At 54.1% G+C, this 18,553-nt stretch carries 14 protein-coding genes; 11 read left to right on the top strand and 3 right to left on the bottom strand.

Annotation, left to right across the window (positions count from 1 at the left end; genetic code table 11):
• The first annotated feature begins 230 nt into the window (after positions 1 to 230).
• From nuoK to NTU47_10170, 4 genes are all read left to right on the top strand, one after another.
• Positions 231 to 569, top strand: a complete 339-nt coding sequence (nuoK, locus tag NTU47_10185; GenBank protein ID MCX6134166.1) for an NADH-quinone oxidoreductase subunit NuoK — start codon at positions 231 to 233, stop codon at positions 567 to 569.
• Positions 570 to 614: 45 nt separating this feature from the next.
• Entirely contained in the window at positions 615 to 2,876 is a 2,262-nt protein-coding gene (nuoL, locus tag NTU47_10180) for an NADH-quinone oxidoreductase subunit L (protein ID MCX6134165.1), read from the top strand.
• Positions 2,877 to 2,946: 70 nt separating this feature from the next.
• Complete coding sequence (locus NTU47_10175) at positions 2,947 to 4,545, top strand: NADH-quinone oxidoreductase subunit M (GenBank protein MCX6134164.1); 1,599 nt, start codon at positions 2,947 to 2,949, stop codon at positions 4,543 to 4,545.
• Between the two features lie 51 nt (positions 4,546 to 4,596).
• Positions 4,597 to 6,099 carry an NADH-quinone oxidoreductase subunit N gene (locus NTU47_10170; GenBank protein ID MCX6134163.1) on the top strand — a complete coding sequence of 501 codons (1,503 nt, stop codon included), beginning with the start codon at positions 4,597 to 4,599 and terminating at the stop codon, positions 6,097 to 6,099.
• 146 nt (positions 6,100 to 6,245) lie between these two features.
• Here NTU47_10170 and NTU47_10165 read toward each other — a convergent pair whose 3' ends face one another.
• The 3 genes from NTU47_10165 to NTU47_10155 are packed head-to-tail and all read right to left on the bottom strand — an operon-like array spanning position 6,246 to position 9,424.
• Positions 6,246 to 7,040, bottom strand: coding sequence for a type III pantothenate kinase (locus tag NTU47_10165; GenBank protein MCX6134162.1), 795 nt, complete (start codon positions 7,038 to 7,040; stop codon positions 6,246 to 6,248).
• Between the two features lie 33 nt (positions 7,041 to 7,073).
• Complete coding sequence (locus NTU47_10160) at positions 7,074 to 7,850, bottom strand: biotin--[acetyl-CoA-carboxylase] ligase (GenBank protein ID MCX6134161.1); 777 nt, start codon at positions 7,848 to 7,850, stop codon at positions 7,074 to 7,076.
• A gap of 5 nt (positions 7,851 to 7,855) precedes the next feature.
• Positions 7,856 to 9,424: a M28 family peptidase gene (locus NTU47_10155; protein MCX6134160.1), complete on the bottom strand. Its 1,569-nt coding sequence runs from the start codon at positions 9,422 to 9,424 to the stop codon at positions 7,856 to 7,858.
• Between the two features lie 340 nt (positions 9,425 to 9,764).
• Here NTU47_10155 and NTU47_10150 point away from each other — a divergent pair, with 340 nt between their 5' ends.
• The 7 genes from NTU47_10150 (at position 9,765) to NTU47_10120 (ending at position 18,379) form a co-directional block, all read left to right on the top strand.
• Complete coding sequence (locus NTU47_10150) at positions 9,765 to 10,169, top strand: Hsp20/alpha crystallin family protein (protein MCX6134159.1); 405 nt, start codon at positions 9,765 to 9,767, stop codon at positions 10,167 to 10,169.
• 11 nt (positions 10,170 to 10,180) lie between these two features.
• Complete coding sequence (locus NTU47_10145) at positions 10,181 to 10,651, top strand: Hsp20/alpha crystallin family protein (protein ID MCX6134158.1); 471 nt, start codon at positions 10,181 to 10,183, stop codon at positions 10,649 to 10,651.
• Positions 10,652 to 10,803: 152 nt separating this feature from the next.
• Positions 10,804 to 12,756, top strand: coding sequence for a molecular chaperone DnaK (dnaK, locus tag NTU47_10140; GenBank protein ID MCX6134157.1), 1,953 nt, complete (start codon positions 10,804 to 10,806; stop codon positions 12,754 to 12,756).
• 96 nt (positions 12,757 to 12,852) lie between these two features.
• On the top strand, positions 12,853 to 15,498 hold the full coding sequence (clpB, locus tag NTU47_10135) for an ATP-dependent chaperone ClpB (protein ID MCX6134156.1): 2,646 nt from the start codon (positions 12,853 to 12,855) through the stop codon (positions 15,496 to 15,498).
• A 92-nt stretch (positions 15,499 to 15,590) separates the two neighbouring features.
• Complete coding sequence (gene rsmB / locus NTU47_10130; protein ID MCX6134155.1) at positions 15,591 to 16,922, top strand: 16S rRNA (cytosine(967)-C(5))-methyltransferase RsmB; 1,332 nt, start codon at positions 15,591 to 15,593, stop codon at positions 16,920 to 16,922.
• Positions 16,923 to 17,002: 80 nt separating this feature from the next.
• The gene (locus NTU47_10125; protein MCX6134154.1) at positions 17,003 to 17,479 is read left to right on the top strand and encodes a tetratricopeptide repeat protein; all 477 of its coding nucleotides are present in this window, start codon (positions 17,003 to 17,005) and stop codon (positions 17,477 to 17,479) included.
• Between the two features lie 3 nt (positions 17,480 to 17,482).
• Positions 17,483 to 18,379 carry a DUF58 domain-containing protein gene (locus tag NTU47_10120; protein MCX6134153.1) on the top strand — a complete coding sequence of 299 codons (897 nt, stop codon included), beginning with the start codon at positions 17,483 to 17,485 and terminating at the stop codon, positions 18,377 to 18,379.
• The last annotated feature ends 174 nt before the right edge of the window (positions 18,380 to 18,553 follow it).

Here is an 18,553-nt window from a genome sequence, read left to right as displayed (position 1 = left end):
CCGACTGGAGGATCGCTCCGGAAGCACAAGGGTTCGAGAAAACGGCGCCAAGAATCGGAGAGATGCTGTTAAGCACCTACCTCCTGCCGTTCGAGGTCGCATCGGTAATTCTCCTCGTATCGCTGGTTGGTGCTGCGATGATCGCTCGCAGGGAAAAGAAGATTTCGTAGCTTGCGTCGAATGATGCGCGTCGGTTTGATTCCGCCGCGTGTGATAACGGAGTATTCGGTATGACGATTGAACAATTTCTGCAGTGGCTGCAGACTCCCGGTCTGAACCATTTCTTGCTGATCAGCGGCATCCTGTTTTCTCTCGGGGTCTTTGCGATCCTGACGCGCCGCAATGCGATCATGGTCCTCATGGGAATCGAGCTGGTGCTGAACGCCGCGAACATTAATTTCCTGGCTTTCTCAAGGTTTACGACCGGGACGCTGGATGGGCAGGTCATCGCGATCTTCGTGATCATCCTCGCAGCCGCCGAGGCGGCAATCGCCCTGGCAATCATCCTGAACATCTACCAGAACTTCAACACTGTGAACGTCGACGAGATCAATCAACTCAAAGACTGAACGGACGGCATTTCCATCGGGAACAAGTAGAGCCAAAAACTGACAATGTCTCACGACACGATTATCCAGCTTAGCGTTGTTGCTTATCTTCTCCCGCTCCTCGGGTTTACGATTCTTATTTTCTTCAATAAACGCCTCCCGAGGCAGGGTGACATCATCGAGACGGGGATTGTGTTCCTTGGCCTGATCCTGTCAGCGGTGATCTTCGCCGTGAAGATGGGTTCCTACCACGACGAAACAATTCAGGCGACGTTTACATGGGTGAACTGGGGAAACGTCCCTGGCGTCGGACCGATGACCATGACACTCGGTCTGATGATCGACAACCTGGCGGCCGTGATGCTGCTGGTGGTCTATATCGTCAGCGCGTTCGTCCACCTGTTCTCCATCGGATACATGCGCGGCGATGTCCGCTACGGACGCTATTTCGCCTTCCTCGGAATCTTCACGTTTTCCATGCTTGGCATCGTCCTGACGAACAACTTCTTCATGATGTATGTCGCGTGGGAACTCGTCGGTCTGAGCTCATACCTCCTCATCGGCCACTGGTTTGAGAAGAAATCTGCGAGCGATGCCGCCAAGAAAGCATTCATTGTGAACAGGGTGGGAGATGTCGGGATGTTCATCGGCATCATGATCTTGTTCACAACGTTTCACACGTTCAGCTTCGGAACGATTTTCGAGTCGATAAAAGCGGGAACGCTCCCCTTCGGCAGCGAAGCGTGGCTTACCGCAGCCGGCATCCTGGTGTTCTGCGGTGCGGTCGGCAAATCGGCGCAGTTCCCGTTGCACGTCTGGTTGCCCGACGCCATGGAAGGTCCAACGCCGGTCAGCGCGTTGATCCATGCCGCCACGATGGTTGCCGCCGGTGTGTATCTGATCGCACGCACCTTCCCGATGATGACCGCCGATGCACTGATGGTCATTGCCGCGATCGGTGCCGTCACAGCGTTCATTGCCGCGACGATCGCCATCGTTCAGAACGATATTAAGAAAGTTCTCGCGTATTCGACGATCAGTCAGCTTGGCTATATGGTCATGGGGCTCGGCGTCGGTGCCTTTACGGCCGGCTTCTTCCACCTGACGACCCACGCAATGTTCAAGGCCGGATTGTTCCTCGGTTCGGGTTCTGTGATACACGCGATGCATCACGCCCTGCATCATGCCGGAGACCATCACACTGATCCCCAGGATATCAGGAACATGGGCGGCCTGAGATCGAAGATGCCTATCACGTTCTGGACGTTTGTGATCTACACGCTGGCGATCTCGGGAGTTCCCTTTACATCGGGATTTCTGAGCAAGGATGAGATCCTGGCCGGGACGTTGGCCTACGCGAACCTCACGGGCCGCTGGTACATCCCGATCGTTGCCTTCTTCGTCGCAGGGCTGACAGCCTTCTATATGTTCAGGATTGTGATCCTGACGTTCCTTGGCGAGCACAAAGACCACCACCGGTTTGAAGCGATTCACGAATCGCCGAAGACGATGACGATCCCGCTTATCGTGTTTGCCGTTCTTTCGTTCTTCGCATTCTACAGCTTCAACCCGTTTGGTGCAGCCAGCGGCTGGGTCTACAGCGCCTTGCCCAGGCCGGAATCGGTTGTACCTGCAAGTGTTGCTGCTGCCGGAACAGAGCTATTCGAAGAGACCGTTCACCATGGCCATTCGCTGGCGATGGTCCTGTCTTTGCTTGTCGCCGGTCTCGGGATCGCTGCGGCTTTTGCAACCTACTACTGGAAGAAGATCGATGCAGATGCAATCGCCGCCAGGACGGGACCGCTGTACCGGTTCCTGCTCAATAAGTGGAAGTTCGACGAGCTCTACGGTGCCACATTCGTCTCGGGAACAGTCGGCATCGCGAAACTCTTCCGTTGGTTTGACGGACACATTATCGATGGTATCGTGAATGGAACGGCGAGCTGGACGCGGGGACTGACGCTGGGGACAAAACGGAACTGGGAAGAAGGCACCGTCAGCTCGATCATCTATATGGCCGTCACCGCTGCTCTCTCGCTGTATGTCGGATGGATTGTCGGGTTTGGGCTTCTGCCGGCCGAAGCGGCGATCGGGACGATCATCGGTTACGTTGTGCTTGGGTTTGCAGTTGCCGGTTTGAGCTTCTTTCTCTTCTACGTCGGAGTTGGAGGATTTGACAACCACATCGTGGACGGCCTTGTGAACGCCACCGCTTATCTCGCAGGGTTCCTTGGACTGCTGATGCGCCGTGTGCAAACCGGAAGGGTCCAGACGTATCTTGCATTTGTGATCCTCGGAGTGATGATTCTTTTCCTCTGGTTTCGTTAGTCCGGAGATTTGATTCTGAAAAGCAGCACGGATTGTGTTCGACTTGACTTCATGAAGGAGTAGACTACAAATGGAATTAATGGGAATCGGTGTTCTGAGTTGGATAACGTTCATTCCGATCGTCGGTATGATCCTGATCCTCTTTATCCCAAAAGAGAATCAGAATGCGATGAAATGGACGGCGGCGGCGGCGACATTCCTGCAACTCGTGTTTGCGGTGATGATTTATTTCCATTTTGACCGGAGTCTGACCGGCATCAACTCGCAAGAAGGAATGCAGATGGTCGAGAAGGCCTCGTGGATCGATGTCCGCGGCGTACCGTGGTTTGGAAGGATACACGTGGATTATTTCCTTGGAGTCGATGGTCTGAGCGTCCCCATGGTTTTGCTGACGGCCCTCATCAGCTTCATCGCTGTGTTCGCCTCATGGAACATCCCGAAGGCTCTCAAGGGTTATATGGCAATGCTGCTGCTGCTCGATACCGGGATGATGGGTGTATTTGTGTCGCTCGATTTCTTCCTTTTCTATGTGTTCTGGGAAGTGATGCTCCTTCCGATGTACTTCCTCATCGGCATCTGGGGCGGTCCGCGCCGCGAATATGCTGCAATCAAGTTCTTCCTGTATACGCTCCTCGGAAGTGTCCTGATGCTGCTCGCCGTGATCGCATTGTATTTCAGTGTCACGGTGCCCGACGGAACCACTGGGGAGAGAATATATACGTTCAACATGCTGGCGATGATGAACCCCGCGAACTTCCAGCCCGGCTCGCTGCTTGCCGGATTGGGAACGTATTGGCGGCATCTGGCATACATCGCCCTCTTTGTCGGGTTTGCCATCAAAGTTCCGATCTTCCCCTTCCATACGTGGCTGCCTGACGCGCACGTGGAAGCTCCGACGGCGATCAGCGTCATCCTGGCCGGCGTTCTCCTGAAGATGGGCACCTATGGGATACTTCGTATCAGCTATCCGATATTCCCTGAGCTTGCGATGTACTACGCTTGGCCTCTGGCTGTCGTCGCCCTCATCAATATCATCTATGGCGCTCTCTGCGCCATGGCCCAGCAGGATTTCAAGAAGCTCATCGCCTATTCCAGCATCAGCCATATGGGCATCGTGCTGCTTGGTATGTCCGCCATGAACACGCAGGGAATGATGGGAGCGGTGTTTCAGATGTTCAACCACGGCACCATCACCGCGATGCTCTTCTTGATTGTTGGCGTGATTTACGACCGTGCCCATACGCGTGACATCGATGCCTTCGGCGGCCTCGCGATCACGATGCCGAAATACACTGGAATCATGACCGTGGCATTCTTCGCGGCCCTTGGTCTGCCGGGACTGAGCGGATTCATCTCGGAAGCGTTCTCGTTCCTGGGTGCATTTCAGACTTTCCGCACGCTGACGATCATTGCGACGCTTGGTATCGTTCTGACGGCGGCATATATGCTCTGGACCCTGCAGCGCGTGTTCCTGGGGCAGCCCAATGAGAAATGGGCTTCGCTTCCCGATATCAATGGCCGGGAGCTTTTCACGCTCGTGCCGCTTGCCATCATCGTACTTGCCTTGGGTCTCTACCCGGCGCTATTGCTCGATCTCATGACCTCGTCGTTGAATCACCTGGTTGAATTCGTCAAGCAGGGTGGAGGCGCTCTTGCGCTGGTTCATTGATACCAGTGTAACGTTCTGCAAATACTTTTTGAATCGACTACTGAAAACAATATGATGGTAGACCAAGTCTTGCAGAGTCTGGCGAAGTTTCTCCCTGAAACTACCCTGACGATCACATTCTGTCTGGCGCTGCTTGTCGGCGTCATCTTCCGCTCGAGGCCCAGGTATTCCTTCTTCGTCGCCTTGATCGGCATTCTCATTTCCATAGTCTTCACGGTGCAGGAAATGGGAACTTCGCAATCGATTTTCTCCGGCATGATCGCTGTCGATCCGTTTGCGGTGTTCTTCAAATTGGTCGTCGGAGTTTGTGCGGTGATCATCTTCCTCTTTTCGCTCTATTCGGCCGAGGTACAATCGACCGTCAAACGGCTTGTCGAGTACTCCTCCCTGTTAGTGGCCATGACATTGGGAATGTACCTGATGGCTGGCGCCACCAGCTTGCTGATGATTGTGTTGTCCATCGAATTGACCGGCCTGAGTTCCTACGTGCTTTCCGGCTATGTGAAGGAAGCCCCCGACTCCAGCGAGGCGTCGCTCAAATACATCATTTACGGCGCACTTTCGACTGGCCTGATGCTCTATGGGATTTCGATTATTTTCGGACTCACAGGCGGAGCAGTCGATGTCTATGGAATCAACAGAGCCCTTTCCGCCGGAACTGTCAGTCCGATCGCGTTGCTCGTGGCAACGCTTCTGATCATCGCTGGGATGGGATACAAGATCTCTGCGGTCCCGTTCCACTTCTGGACGCCGGATGTGTATGAAGGCGCTCCGATCACCATCACGGCGTTCCTGTCTGTCGCGTCGAAGGCAGCCGGCTTCGCTATCCTGATCCGGTTCTTCAAGATTTCGTTCATTGATTCAACTGCGTTCGGCCTGCCTGTCGGCTTCTGGTCCGTTCTGCAGGGATTCGAGTGGAACAAGATTATCGCGATACTCTCAGTGCTGACCATGACGCTTGGAAATCTCGTGGCGGTCTGGCAGAACAATCTCAAACGGCTGCTCGCATACTCGAGTATCGCTCACGCGGGCTATATGCTCATGGGAATCGTCGTTCTCAGTGACAAGGGGATTGCGGCAGTGCTGATCTATTTCGTGGTCTACATGTTCATGAACCTCGGTGCTTTCTATGTCGTGATGCTTGTCGCGAACAAGACCGGGAGCGAAGACATCGACTCGTACAAGGGCCTCGGTTTTCGGGCTCCGTTCATCGGCGTGTCGATGGTGATCTTCTTTATTTCCCTGGCAGGTCTGCCGCCAACGGCGGGGTTCATCGGAAAGCTGTTCATCTTCGCTTCGTTGCTCGATGCGAAATGGGTGTGGCTGGCGGTGGTGGGGGCTATCAACAGCGTCATCTCGCTATACTACTACGTCCGTGTCGTGCGGAACATGTTTCTGCGCGATCCTGAAGGGAATGCCGGACCATTGGTCTTCAGTGCTCCTGAAATAGCGATCGTTCTTCTGCTCGTCGTGCCGACACTTCTGTTCGGTCTGTACTACTCTCCGATTGTCGAGCTCGCAAACGCTTCGGTAACGATGCTGGGGGTTCGTTGAGCACGATCTGATTCTGAATGAGTGGGGTTCTTCAACACACAGCCTCCTCCCGGGAAATTGGGAGGAGGCTGTTTCGCGTTGACGAGGGTAGATCGGTTTGCTTCCGTACGGCGTCCGCAAAATGGGAGAAACGACTTTGCTCTCTGCTACACCCGGCTCTTGAGTTTGCTTGTCCTTTCGTGTATGATGCGCACTCCGTCGAGAACAAGGGAAGGGACGCACTCCGAAATCGCCCGCGAGCGGCTTGCCATCAGAAGGGAAAACCCCCCCGTAGCAATGACAAGAGCATCCTTCCGTTCACGTTTTCGGATTTCACCCTGAATCCTCTCCACCATCCCCTCAAGAGCGTCAACTGCTCCATAGAGAATGCCGGCCTGCATGCTCGAAACCGTGTCTTTCCCAATGATCGTCTTTGGAAAGTGGAGCTCTATCTTTGGCAGCTTCGCGGCGCGCCTGTGAAGATCGACAGCAGATGTTTCGATGCCGGGAGCGATGACGCCTCCGAGATAATCTCCGTTGCCGGAGACGACGTCATACGTTGTCGCTGTGCCGAAATCGATGATGATCAGCGGGCCTCCGAACGAAGCAAACCCGGCCACAGCGTTGCAGATACGGTCAGCCCCGACGGAATGAGGGTCGTCATAGAGGATCTTTATCCCAAGGTCAAGGGAGGACGAAATACTCAACGGCTCGACTCTGAAGTACTTCCGGGCCATGGCGGAGAAGATGTCAGTCAGATTGGGAACAACGGAAGAGATGCCGATACCCTTGATTGCCGTCAGGGCGATCTTCTTTTCTCTGAGGAAAAGGCTGACCTGCGTCCCTACTTCGTCCTCTGTTCTCTGCAGCATGCTTGTCACGCGCCAATCTGCGATGAGTGCAGACTTCCTGTAGACCCCAAATACCGTATGCGTATTACCGATGTCTATTGCGAGGAGCATCGTTGCTGTCCTTCAGACGTATTCGTTTGGTTTTCACGATACAAGTGTGACATCACCGGCATAGACCGTGAGCATGCCTGAGGTAGTGGAAATAATGAGGCCTGCATCGTGGTTCAGCCGCAGGGCCGTCCCTTCGATCGCTTGTTCGTGCTGCTGCACCTTGACGGTCTTGCCGAACATGGTGCATCGTCTTGTCCACTCTGACACAGCGAGTGAAAAATCTCCGCCGCGCACCGGCACGTACATTCCGTCCATCTCACGGAGGATGGCGTGGAACACAGCTTTTCGGTCATGAACCCTGCCGGTTTCAAGAGCCAGGGAGGTTGCCCGTTCCGAGATTTCGGGTGGAAGCTGCGATTGGTTCACGTTGACGCCAACCCCGACAACCGCATACGCCAGTCCGGATTGCTGCAGCGAATTTTCCAGGAGAATGCCGCAGAACTTCTTCCCGTGCAGAAGGAGGTCATTTGGCCACTTGCATTCGACGGGTTCTCCTATGCATTGCTCGATTGCCCGTGCCACCGCAACCGACGCATACAGCGTGAGCAGGCCCGACGATTCGACCTGAATGTCGGGACGGAGCAACACTGAAAACAAGAGGCTGGATTCAGGCTCGGAGTGCCACGGTCTTCCCAACCGGCCCCGGCCGTTTGTCTGGAAGTTGGCCACGACGACGCCGCCTTCTTCAGCGGACGCATCACCGAGTGTGTGCGCACAAGCGTTCGTGGAATCGATCGTCTCGAAAACGAAGATCTTCTTCCCGATAACCTGCGTTGCCAATCCCTGGAGGAGCTCTTGTTTTGTGTACATCCCCGTTACTTCGCGAACAGGGAAGAGCCGACGTTCTTTACCAGCCCGCCCTTCATGTTGGCGACTTTCCATCCTGTTGCATAGATGACGCGAACGATCCGCACCATTCTGTCGAAAAGAATCTTGTCCACCGTGTCGGTCGGCCGATGGTAATCGGCATGGACGCCCGTGAAGAAGAACACAATCGGGACTCCATTCTTGGCAAAGTTGTAGTGGTCGCTGCGGCGATAGAACTGATTGGGATCCTTGTCGTCGTTGAAAGTGTAATCAAGAATGAGGTTCTCGGTTTCCTTGTTTGATGCCTTCAGCACACTGTCAAGCTGCGTACTGATTTTGTCTGATCCGATCACGTAGACGTAGTTGGAGCTCTTGAGATCATCATACTTCTTGTCCGTCCGGCCAATCATGTCAGTATTGAGATCTGCGACGGTTTTCTCAAGAGGGAGGATCGGGTGGTTCACGTACCATTCGGATCCCCAGAGTCCCTTTTCTTCGCCGACCACAGTCATGAAGAGCATGCTTCGCTTGGGTTTGACAGGATTTGACGTGAATGCTTCTGCCAGTTCGAGTACGGTCACGGTTCCTGACCCGTCGTCATCTGCACCGGGGTACACTACTCCATCCGGAGTGACCCCAAGGTGATCGTAGTGACCGGTAAATGCCACGACCTCATCTTTCAACTTCGGATCGGATCCTTCCATGAATCCAACCACGTTTTCTGTCGTCTTCAACTCTTTCGAGTTCTTGATATCGATGGTGACCGTCGCTTGAGTAAGGGCAATCGGTTGAAACGAAGAATCTTGGTACGCTGAGAGGCGCAATTGGGCAAGTGTTTTCCCCGTTTCCTTCAGAATCGCAGTCGCCATGCCGGGGCTTACCAATGGCGGAAAACCACCAGTGGCCCGGCCAGGGCGTGCCTGGGCGCCGACGACCGCCATTGACCCACGTTTCATAGCCGCTTCGAATCTGGCCGATTGTCCCTCAATGGAGAGTGGGCCGGATTCATCTGCGATGATGATTCTGGCGAGGCTTCCGGGGAAGAGACGAACAAGGCCCATACGCGTACGAGGTGAAACGCTGGTGTCGCGGCCGTCTTCCTTGCGTCCGGGCAATGCCATGACGATCTTTCCCTTGGTGAGCGATGAGTCAACTTTGGCGTCCATATACCCCACGAAGATGACGGGAGCTGTCACCGGAGCATCCAGGGCAGAGTAGGCGATGAAGTCTTTTCCGATCATAAAATTCGAACTGCCTTGCTTCATCGTGACGGCAAGATTGGATTGGTCGCTGATCTTTGTGGCCTCCGCGTTGAACCGTTGGAAATACGTGCCGCTGTCACCGATTGGTTTGAGCCCAAGTCGCTGAAATTCCGATGCTATGTACCGTGCTGCGATCTTTTGTCCCCGCGTGGTTGTCTCCCGTCCTTCCAAATCCGGTGAAGCGATGAAGTGAAGTCTGGCGCTGAGGTCATTTGCATTGATTGACTGATAACCGACTCGTGCTTCTTTCGGAATTTTCGGGTTTTGTGCGAGCACCAAAGCGCAAGGAATGAGCAGGAGCAGTAGACGACGCATGAGAGACCTCAAATTGTGTGAATGGATTCGATTGTGCAAGTGAAGTGCTTGGCGGAAAAATAGAATAGTTAAAACACGCCTCAGAATCAACTGAAGCAAACGCGGAGGCGACCTGAAATATTTTCAGTCGTCCTGACAGAATAGCTTAATAGCGTGACAATTGTGATGAACAAATCCTGCCAAAATGGCTGGCTGACGTTGCGCTTTGGTTCACGGCTGGAGCAAACTCTCTGAAAATACGCTGAATTACTGGTTTCCATTGACGAGAGACTGTTGGCACGCAGATTGCCACTTGTGTGTCACAAGCATACAAAAACAAAAACTCAGAAAGGGACTCACCATGCTGCTGCAATTCGATTTTCCGAAAACGATGAATGAACTCCTCGAGGAGAGCATTCCAACAGAATACCAATCTGCCAGAAGTTCAGTCCCTTCAATGGATATCACCGAGATCGAAAGTGAATACCTCGCAATCCTTGAGCTCCCTGGTGTGAAGAAAGAGGACGTGAAGATCACGTTCGAAAAGAACGTCTTGACCATCGAAGGTAAGCGAACGCCGTATGCCAATCCTCAGGAAGCGCAGATACTCCTCAAAGAAATGGCCATTCGCGATTTCAATCGATCAATTCGGATCCCAGTCGAAATCGATGCAAGCAACATCAGCGCAGAACTCGAGAACGGGATACTGAAGGTTGTGCTGCCGAAGTCGCAGCAGGCACGTGTTCGCACCATCGCAATCAAATAGGAGAGCACACCATGACACTCATTCGATGGAATTCATCCCCTGAGCTGGACCGGTTGCCCTCTGACTTCTCCGGAATCCACCGGGAGATGAATCGGATGTTCGGAAACTTCATCCGTGGGGGTGTACAAGCCGACGGGAACTTCATCACTTCCTTCTGGACGCCCGCCGTGGATATTGCAGAACAGGGGAACGGCTACATCGTCAAGATGGAACTACCTGGCGTCAATAAGGTTGATGTGAAGATCAGCCTCGAATCCAATATCCTGACGATCAAAGGCGAGAAACATCAGGAGAAGGAAGAGAAGGAGAGGACCGTGAACAGGCGCGAGCGGATCTACGGCTCGTTCCAGCGCTCCTTCGCCCTGCCGGTGACACTGAAAAGCGACAATATCGAAGCGGTTTTCGAAAATGGGATATTGTCCATCTCTCTCCCGAAAGCAGAGGAGTTGAAACCGAAACCTATCGAGGTCAGGGTCAAATAGCATATGTCGGAGATGCATAGGGAATTCAAGGTCGGTCGGGTCCGCTGGTGGGGTGGGCCCGGCCAATCGTATTTGTTGGTTCGAAGAGGAGCGTCACTAAACAGTGCCAGCAGCAACGAGAGCTGTTTCAACCAAAGAGGAGTAATCAAGACATGTCAACCAAATCGAGCAAAATCATAGGAATCGATCTCGGCACGACGAATTCTGTTGTCGCTGTGATGGAAGGGAATGACCCTGTCGTTATCGCGAATGCTGAAGGTGCTCGCACAACGCCATCCGTCGTGGGTTTCCCGAAATCCGGAGAACGGCTTGTCGGTGCTGCTGCGAAACGCCAGGCGGTGACAAACTCACAGAATACCGTCTTTTCCATTAAACGGTTCATGGGGCGCTTCTACAACGAAGTCAATGAGGAAATGAAGCTGGTGCCGTATAAGGTTGTCCATGGAGACAATAACACGGCACGCGTTGAAATCGGTGATCGGATCTACTCACCCCCCGAGATTTCTGCGATGATCCTACAAAAAATGAAGCAGACGGCGGAGGACTATCTGGGGACGAAGATCACAGAAGCCGTCATCACCGTACCCGCGTATTTCAATGACGCGCAACGCCAGGCAACGAAAGAAGCCGGCGAGATTGCCGGACTCAATGTCCGGCGCATTATTAACGAGCCAACGGCCGCGGCTCTGGCGTACGGCATGGACAAAAAGGGGAAGGATGCAAAGGTCGCTGTCTTTGATCTCGGCGGCGGAACGTTTGACATCTCGATCCTCGAGCTCGGCGAAGGTGTGTTCGAAGTGAAGTCGACCAATGGCGATACTCACCTCGGTGGTGATAATTTCGACATGCGGGTTCTGGAGTATATCGCGGATGAGTTCAAGAAACAGGAAGGAATTGACCTTCGAAAAGATCCGATGGCTCTTCAGCGCCTGCGTGAAGCAGGCGAAAAAGCGAAGATGGAGCTCTCGCAGCTGATGCAGACCGAAATCAACTTGCCGTTTATTACGGCCACCGCTGACGGGCCCAAACATCTCAACCTGACGCTGACACGCGCAAAGTTTGAGCAATTGGTGGAAGACCTGATTCAACGATGCCTTCCCCCCGTGGAGAGAGCCCTGAAGGATGCCGGCTTGAATCCAAGCCAGATCGATGAAGTGATCATGGTCGGCGGGATGACGCGTATGCCCAGGGTGCAAACCCTCGTGAAGGAGATCTTTGGAAAAGAAGGACACAAGGGAGTCAATCCGGATGAAGTCGTTGCAGTCGGGGCAGCGATCCAGGGGGGCGTCCTCTCGGGCGATGTGACTGATGTTCTGCTGCTCGACGTCACGCCGCTCACGCTGGGTATCGAGACGCTGGGTGGTGTCATGACTCAGATGATCCAGGCCAACACCACGATTCCGACGAAGAAGAGCGAGATCTTCTCGACGGCATCCGACAGCCAGCCCTCGGTCGAGATTCATGTCCTTCAGGGCGAGCGGCCGCTGGCGATTGACAATCGTTCGCTTGGACGGTTCCACCTTGACGGGATTCCGCCCGCACCGCGGGGAATTCCCCAGGTCGAGGTAACGTTCGACATCGACGCGAACGGGATTCTTCATGTGTCGGCGAAGGACAAAGCGACGAGCAAGGAACAGAGCATTCGCATCACCTCGTCCAGCGGGCTCAACAAGGAAGAAATCGACAAGATGAAATCCGATGCCCAGTCTCACGCGGCCGAAGACAAAAAGCGGAAGGAAGAGATCGAGATCAAAAACCAGGCTGACAACCTTGTCTTCCAGACGCGGAAGCAGCTCACCGACCTCGGCGAAAAAATGTCCGCCGACGTGAAGGCCAAAGTTGAGAACGCAGCGACTGCACTTGACGAGGCTGTCAAGGGGGGCAACCACAACGACATCAAGGCAAAGATGGATGTGCTCAATACCGTGTGGAACGAAGCGTCAACCAAGATGTACGAATCAGCACGGGCACAACAGACGGCTGGTCCGACAACGGGACAACCGTCCGAAGGACAAGAGCAGCAGCAACAACAACAGCAACAAGCTAGCGCCGACAAGGGCAAGAAGGTCGAAGACGCCGATTTCGAGGTCGTGGACGACAAGTAGCCTCACCTTTAGCCGGCAGCCTGCAGGTTGCAGACGCGGTCAAGAAGAAAAAGGCGAGGTGATCCCTCGCCTTTTTTATACTCTGGAGTGACGAGAATGAATTTCAGCAAATTCACTTTGAAATCGCAAGAAGCTGTACAGAATGCCCAGGAAATCGCTTCGAGCTACAGCAACCAGGCAATCGAGCCGGAGCATCTGTTGGCGGCTCTTGTTCAGGATGGCGAAGGGATTATTGTACCGCTTCTCCAGAAAATCGGTGGCAACATCAACTACCTGAAGATAAAGATCAATGAGTCGATCGAGAAGCTCTCGAAGGTGCAAGGCGGAGGGGCGGGGAACCAGCATTTTTCGGCGGCACTCGGGCAGGCGATCGAGGTAGCTCAGAAGGAAGCCGCGCAGCTGAAGGACGAATACATCAGCACTGAGCATCTGCTGCTCGGACTACTGGATGATGGAAACCGAAAATCCTCCGGTGCGTCAAGGCTTCTTCAGGATCAGGGAGTGACCAAGGACGCGGTCTACAAAGTCCTTCGTGATGTGAGAGGGTCGCAGCGGGTGACCGACCAGAATCCCGAGGACAAGTATCAGTCTCTGGAGAAATTCGGCCGGGATCTGAATGAACTCGCCCGAAAGGGAAAACTCGATCCTGTGATTGGGAGGGAGGATGAGATCCGCCGGGTGCTCCAGGTCCTTTCCCGCCGGACAAAGAACAACCCGGTGCTGATCGGAGATCCAGGCGTTGGCAAGACTGCCATTGCCGAGGGTATTGCACAGCGGATCATCCAGGGCGATGTTCCCGAAACATTGAAAACTAAACGAATCGTTGCGCTTGATATGGGAGCGCTCGTTGCGGGAACCAGCTTCCGCGGTCAGTTCGAAGAGCGTCTCAAGTCCGTACTCAAGGAGGTCTCGGATTCGAATGGAGAGATCATCCTCTTCATTGATGAACTTCATACGCTCGTCGGTGCCGGCGCGGCGCAGGGGTCGGTGGATGCGGCAAATATGCTCAAGCCCGCGCTCGCCCGGGGCGACCTGAGGGCCATTGGCGCGACCACGATTGATGAATACCGGAAATACGTCGAAAAAGACCCTGCATTGGAGCGCAGGTTTCAGCCGGTGCTGGTGGATGAGCCGACCGTCGAGGATACAATCTCAATCCTCAGAGGTCTCAAAGAGCGGTACGAGGTCCATCACGGTGTGCGCATCACTGACGGCGCCATTGTAGCTGCCGCTCAACTGAGTCACCGGTACATTACCGACAGGTTTTTGCCTGACAAGGCAATTGACCTGGTTGATGAATCTGCCGCAAAGCTACGGATTGAAATCGATTCGATGCCGGAAGAACTCGATTCGGTAGAGCGAAGGATCAAGCAGCTCGAAATCGAGCGGGAGGCCATCAAACGAGAACGCGATGAAGACTCCAGGGAACGGTCCGCGGCAATTTCGCAGGAATTGTCACAGCTCAATGAGGAGCGCTCGGAGCTTCGGGTGCACTGGCAGCTGGAAAAGGAACTCATCCAGTCCATAAGGAAGATGAAGGAGGAGATGGAACGCGCCAGGCTTGAGGCGGAGCAGCAGGAGCGGCAGGGAGACCTTGGCCGGGTTGCAGAATTGCGCTATGGCATCATTGCCGGCCTCGAAAAAAACCTCAAAGGTGCTTCCGTCAAATTGGGCGATGTGCAGAAGAACAAGAAGATGCTCAAAGAAGAAGTCGACGCTGAAGACATAGCGGAGATCGTGGCGAAATGGACAGGGATCCCCGTTCAACGCATGCTGGAAAGCGAGCGGGCAAAGCTCCTCCATCTCGAAGACAAGATCCATGAGCGGTTGGTAGATCAGCAGGACGCTGTGAAAGCTGTCGCCGATGCGATTCGCCGAAGCCGGGCGGGTTTGCAGGATGAAAAGCGGCCGATTGGCTCGTTCATCTTTCTCGGGAGCACGGGCGTCGGGAAGACCGAGCTGGCCAGGGCCCTCGCCGAATTCCTTTTCGATGACGAATCCGCTCTCGTTCGTATCGATATGAGCGAGTATATGGAAAAGTTCTCCGTTTCGCGCCTGATTGGTGCTCCGCCGGGGTATGTCGGATACGAGGAGGGGGGGCAGCTGACGGAAGCGGTTCGTCGCAAACCGTACTCTGTCGTCCTGCTCGATGAGATCGAGAAGGCGCACCCGGAAGTATTCAATGTCCTGCTCCAGCTCCTGGACGAGGGGCGGCTGACAGACAGCAAAGGACGAACGGTGAATTTCAAGAATACCATCGTCATCATGACTTCAAACCTCGGATCTCACCTGATTCAGGAGAAGCTGCAGACTCTGAATGAGGACAACCGGGACGCATTGATGGACGATATCAGGGTACGGTTGCTTGACCTGTTGAGGCAGAGTATTCGTCCGGAGTTCCTGAATAGAATCGATGAGATTATTCTCTTTAAGCCACTTACTCTGAGTGAAATCCGGCAAATCGTCGACCTTCAACTGGCAGTCGTGCAGAAGCTTGTTGCAGCGAAGGAGATTACGCTTGAATTTACTGAAGATCTCAGGGAATGGCTCGCGAGGGCAGGTTTTGATCCGAGTTTCGGAGCCAGGCCGCTGAAGCGAACAATTCAGAAACACGTTGTCAATCGGCTCTCTGAAAAAATACTTGCCGGTGAAATTGCATCGGGAGATCACGTTGAGGTCATAGCGGATGAGCGCGGGGGAGCGGCATTCATTACAAAAGTCAGAGGAGATGCCGCCGGATAATTGCATCTGGCTCAACCATGATCCCCCTGTCCTTCCGAGGAGAGGGGGATTTCTTTTTTGTGTGCCGAGCAATTTCTCTGTATCTTGACCCCATGAAGTTCTCTTCTCTCCTTGGGCATACACGCGAAGTGCTCCAGCTCGTGCAGGAATCGGGCAGGCCTGCGGACAATCTCATCGACACCTTCTTCCGTACGCACAAGTACCTGGGTTCCCACGATCGACGGTTTATCGCCGAGACAGCGTATGGTACGTTGCGCCACCTGCGGAGATGTGAAAAGATCCTTGTCCAGGTCCTGGGGGCCCGCGCAGATGGAATGCTCCCGGAGGACGCCTTTCTGCTCCTCGCTGTTACATATCTCGCGGCAATCGATCGCCGGACTCCGCTCAACGTCGCCGATGTCACCGAAGCTGTCAAGTCGGGGAGACTCAGGCCTCATCTGCATGCGATCCTGCAGGAAATCCCCCAAGCGAATCTCCCGGAGCCGGTCGATCCAATGGAACGGATTGGTCAGCAGTATTCCTTTCCGGATTGGATTGTGCGAAGGCTCCTGGATCAATACGGGGAACCGGAGACGGAGCAGATATGTAAGAGCCTCAACGGTCAGGCTCCTTTGACGCTGCGTGTGAACACGTTGAAGACGACGGTTGAGGAATGCCAGAGATCGCTTGCGGAAGAGGATATTCAGACGCAGCCCACCCGGTTGTCGCCCTTCGGGCTCACCGTTTCAAAACGAATGAATGTGTTCCAGTTTCAGGCATTTCGCGACGGGTTCTTCGAAGTGCAGGATGAGGGAAGTCAGCTTCTGCCGTTCCTTATTGACCCGAAACCTACAGCAAAAGTGCTGGATGCATGCGCCGGAGCCGGCGGCAAGACACTCGAGCTTGCGGCATTGATGAAGAACCGCGGTGAAATCGTTGCCTCAGATGTGCACAGCACGCGGCTGGAAGAGCTCCAGCGACGTTTGCGACGTGCCGGTGCTTCGAACGTGAGAGTCCGTCGCGTAGACGATATTGCAGATCTGACAGATCGTTACAGTGACTATTTTGACGTGGTGCTCCTTGATGCGCCGTGCAGCGGAATAGGGACGCTTCGAAGGAACCCGGGAATGAAGTGGGTGGTTACAGAAGAGACGGTGCACGAAGTTGCGGAGAAGCAAATGCATATCCTGGAATCGAGCGTTCAGCTTGTGAAGCCGAAAGGGATGATTGCATATGCTACGTGCACGTTGTTTCGGGAAGAAAACGAAGATATTGTGGAGAGATTTCTTTCAGCCCATCCGGACTTTGCCCTGGAACGCCCGCCGCTGAGTGAATCGAGATTCGATCTCACTCCATTTGCCTCAGGGAAGTACACGAAGCTGTATCCGCACCGGGATGGGACTGACGGGTTCTTCATCGCCGTCATGAGAAGGAACGGGATCTGACATCGGTTGTCTCTGTTGTCTCTGTTCCGTATGACGATGTTCACGTCGATGGGCATTCATGTGGTAGACGCGAGGATTGAATGATGCATAGAATCGTATTCTTTATCTTTCTCTTGTGCGTCCTGTTCCCAGCGGTGCAGGGATGCTCCAAGCCGCCGACTGAAGACGAGCTCCTCAAGTCGGCAACATTCCACCATGGCAACGACGAGTTCGACGCGGCGCTGAGCGATTTTCAACAACTGACCGAACTCTACCCGAAAAGCGGTAAGATGCCCGAGGTCCTGTATGCGATGGCAATAATCTATCAGCAGGAGAAGAAAGAGTTCAGGAAGGCAGAATCGCTCTACACGAAACTCGCGATGGAATTTCCGGGGGAGCCGACGGCCCAGGGGGCCGCATATCAGAGGGCAAGGATCCTTGCGTGGAACCTCCACTCGCCCGACTCTGCCGAGACGGCATACGAGTTGTTTCTCCAGAGATATCCCGATATCATGGCAGCCTCATCTGCCCGACAGGAGCTCGATTCATTGAAAAAGACACTGTCCCTGCCGAAGTAAACTATGCAGGATGCTCTGAAATATCTTCAGCCTGAAGTTGTCGCTCAGCTCGCGAACATGGAACTGCGCGCGCGGCTCGTTGTCGAAGGCTTCATCACCGGTCTCCACAAAAGCCCGTACCACGGTTTCAGCGTCGAGTTTACGGAGCATCGGCCCTACATGCCCGGCGATGAGATCAAGCACATTGATTGGAAAGCATACGGCAAAACCGACCGGTACTATATCAAAGAATTCGAAGAAGAGACCAATCTCAAGTCATATCTCATCCTCGACGCAAGTAAGTCGATGGAGTACGCCTCTCCTGGCAATATCAAGAAAATTGAGTACGCATCGTACGTCGCCGCTGCATTGGGGTACCTGATGGTCGAGCAGCGCGATGCCGTCGGCCTTTCAGTGTATGATGAGCGCGTTCGGACGCACCTGCCGCCACGAGCAACAAAGCTGTATCTGCAGCAAATTTTGCGCGAGCTGGAAAATGTTACTACGGGCAACAAAACGGGGACTGCCCAATCGCTGCACGAAGTCGCAGAGAGGATTAAACGCCGCGGGCTCGTAGTCGTGTTGAGCGATTTGTTTGACGACCCAGCACGTGTATCCACTGCGCTGAAGCACTTCCGGCACAAGAGAAATGAGGTCATTGTCATGCAGGTACTCGACCCCCTGGAGCGCTCGTTCGCATTTGGCACGGATGCGGTCTTCCGCGACATGGAAACGGGGGAGGAGCTGCTGACCCAGCCGTGGCACATACAGGCGGCATACAAGCAGTCCTTTCACGAATTTCTGGAATTCTACAAGCGGGAATGCCGTGAAAATGCAATTGACTACGTTCTGCTTGATACCACGACGCCGTTTGATCGGGCCCTGTTTGAGTATCTGAACAAGCGCAAGAGAATCCACTGAAGAATCGGGTGATCCCGCGATCTGTCCATCGGGAAGGCGAACCACTGGATGCACAAGCCCTGAAGACCATCTTCAGATGACCCCGTGAATCCGTGACCTGGCTCGCTCTGAAGCCATCTGTCTTCGTCGGGATGTGGCAAGCCGCAAAATGCATAGTAAACCTATACCTACTAC

The organism is Ignavibacteriales bacterium (assembly GCA_026390595.1).
Lineage (GTDB): Bacteria > Bacteroidota > Ignavibacteria > UBA10030 > UBA10030 > UBA9647.
This window is presented reverse-complemented; position numbering and strand designations above follow the sequence as displayed.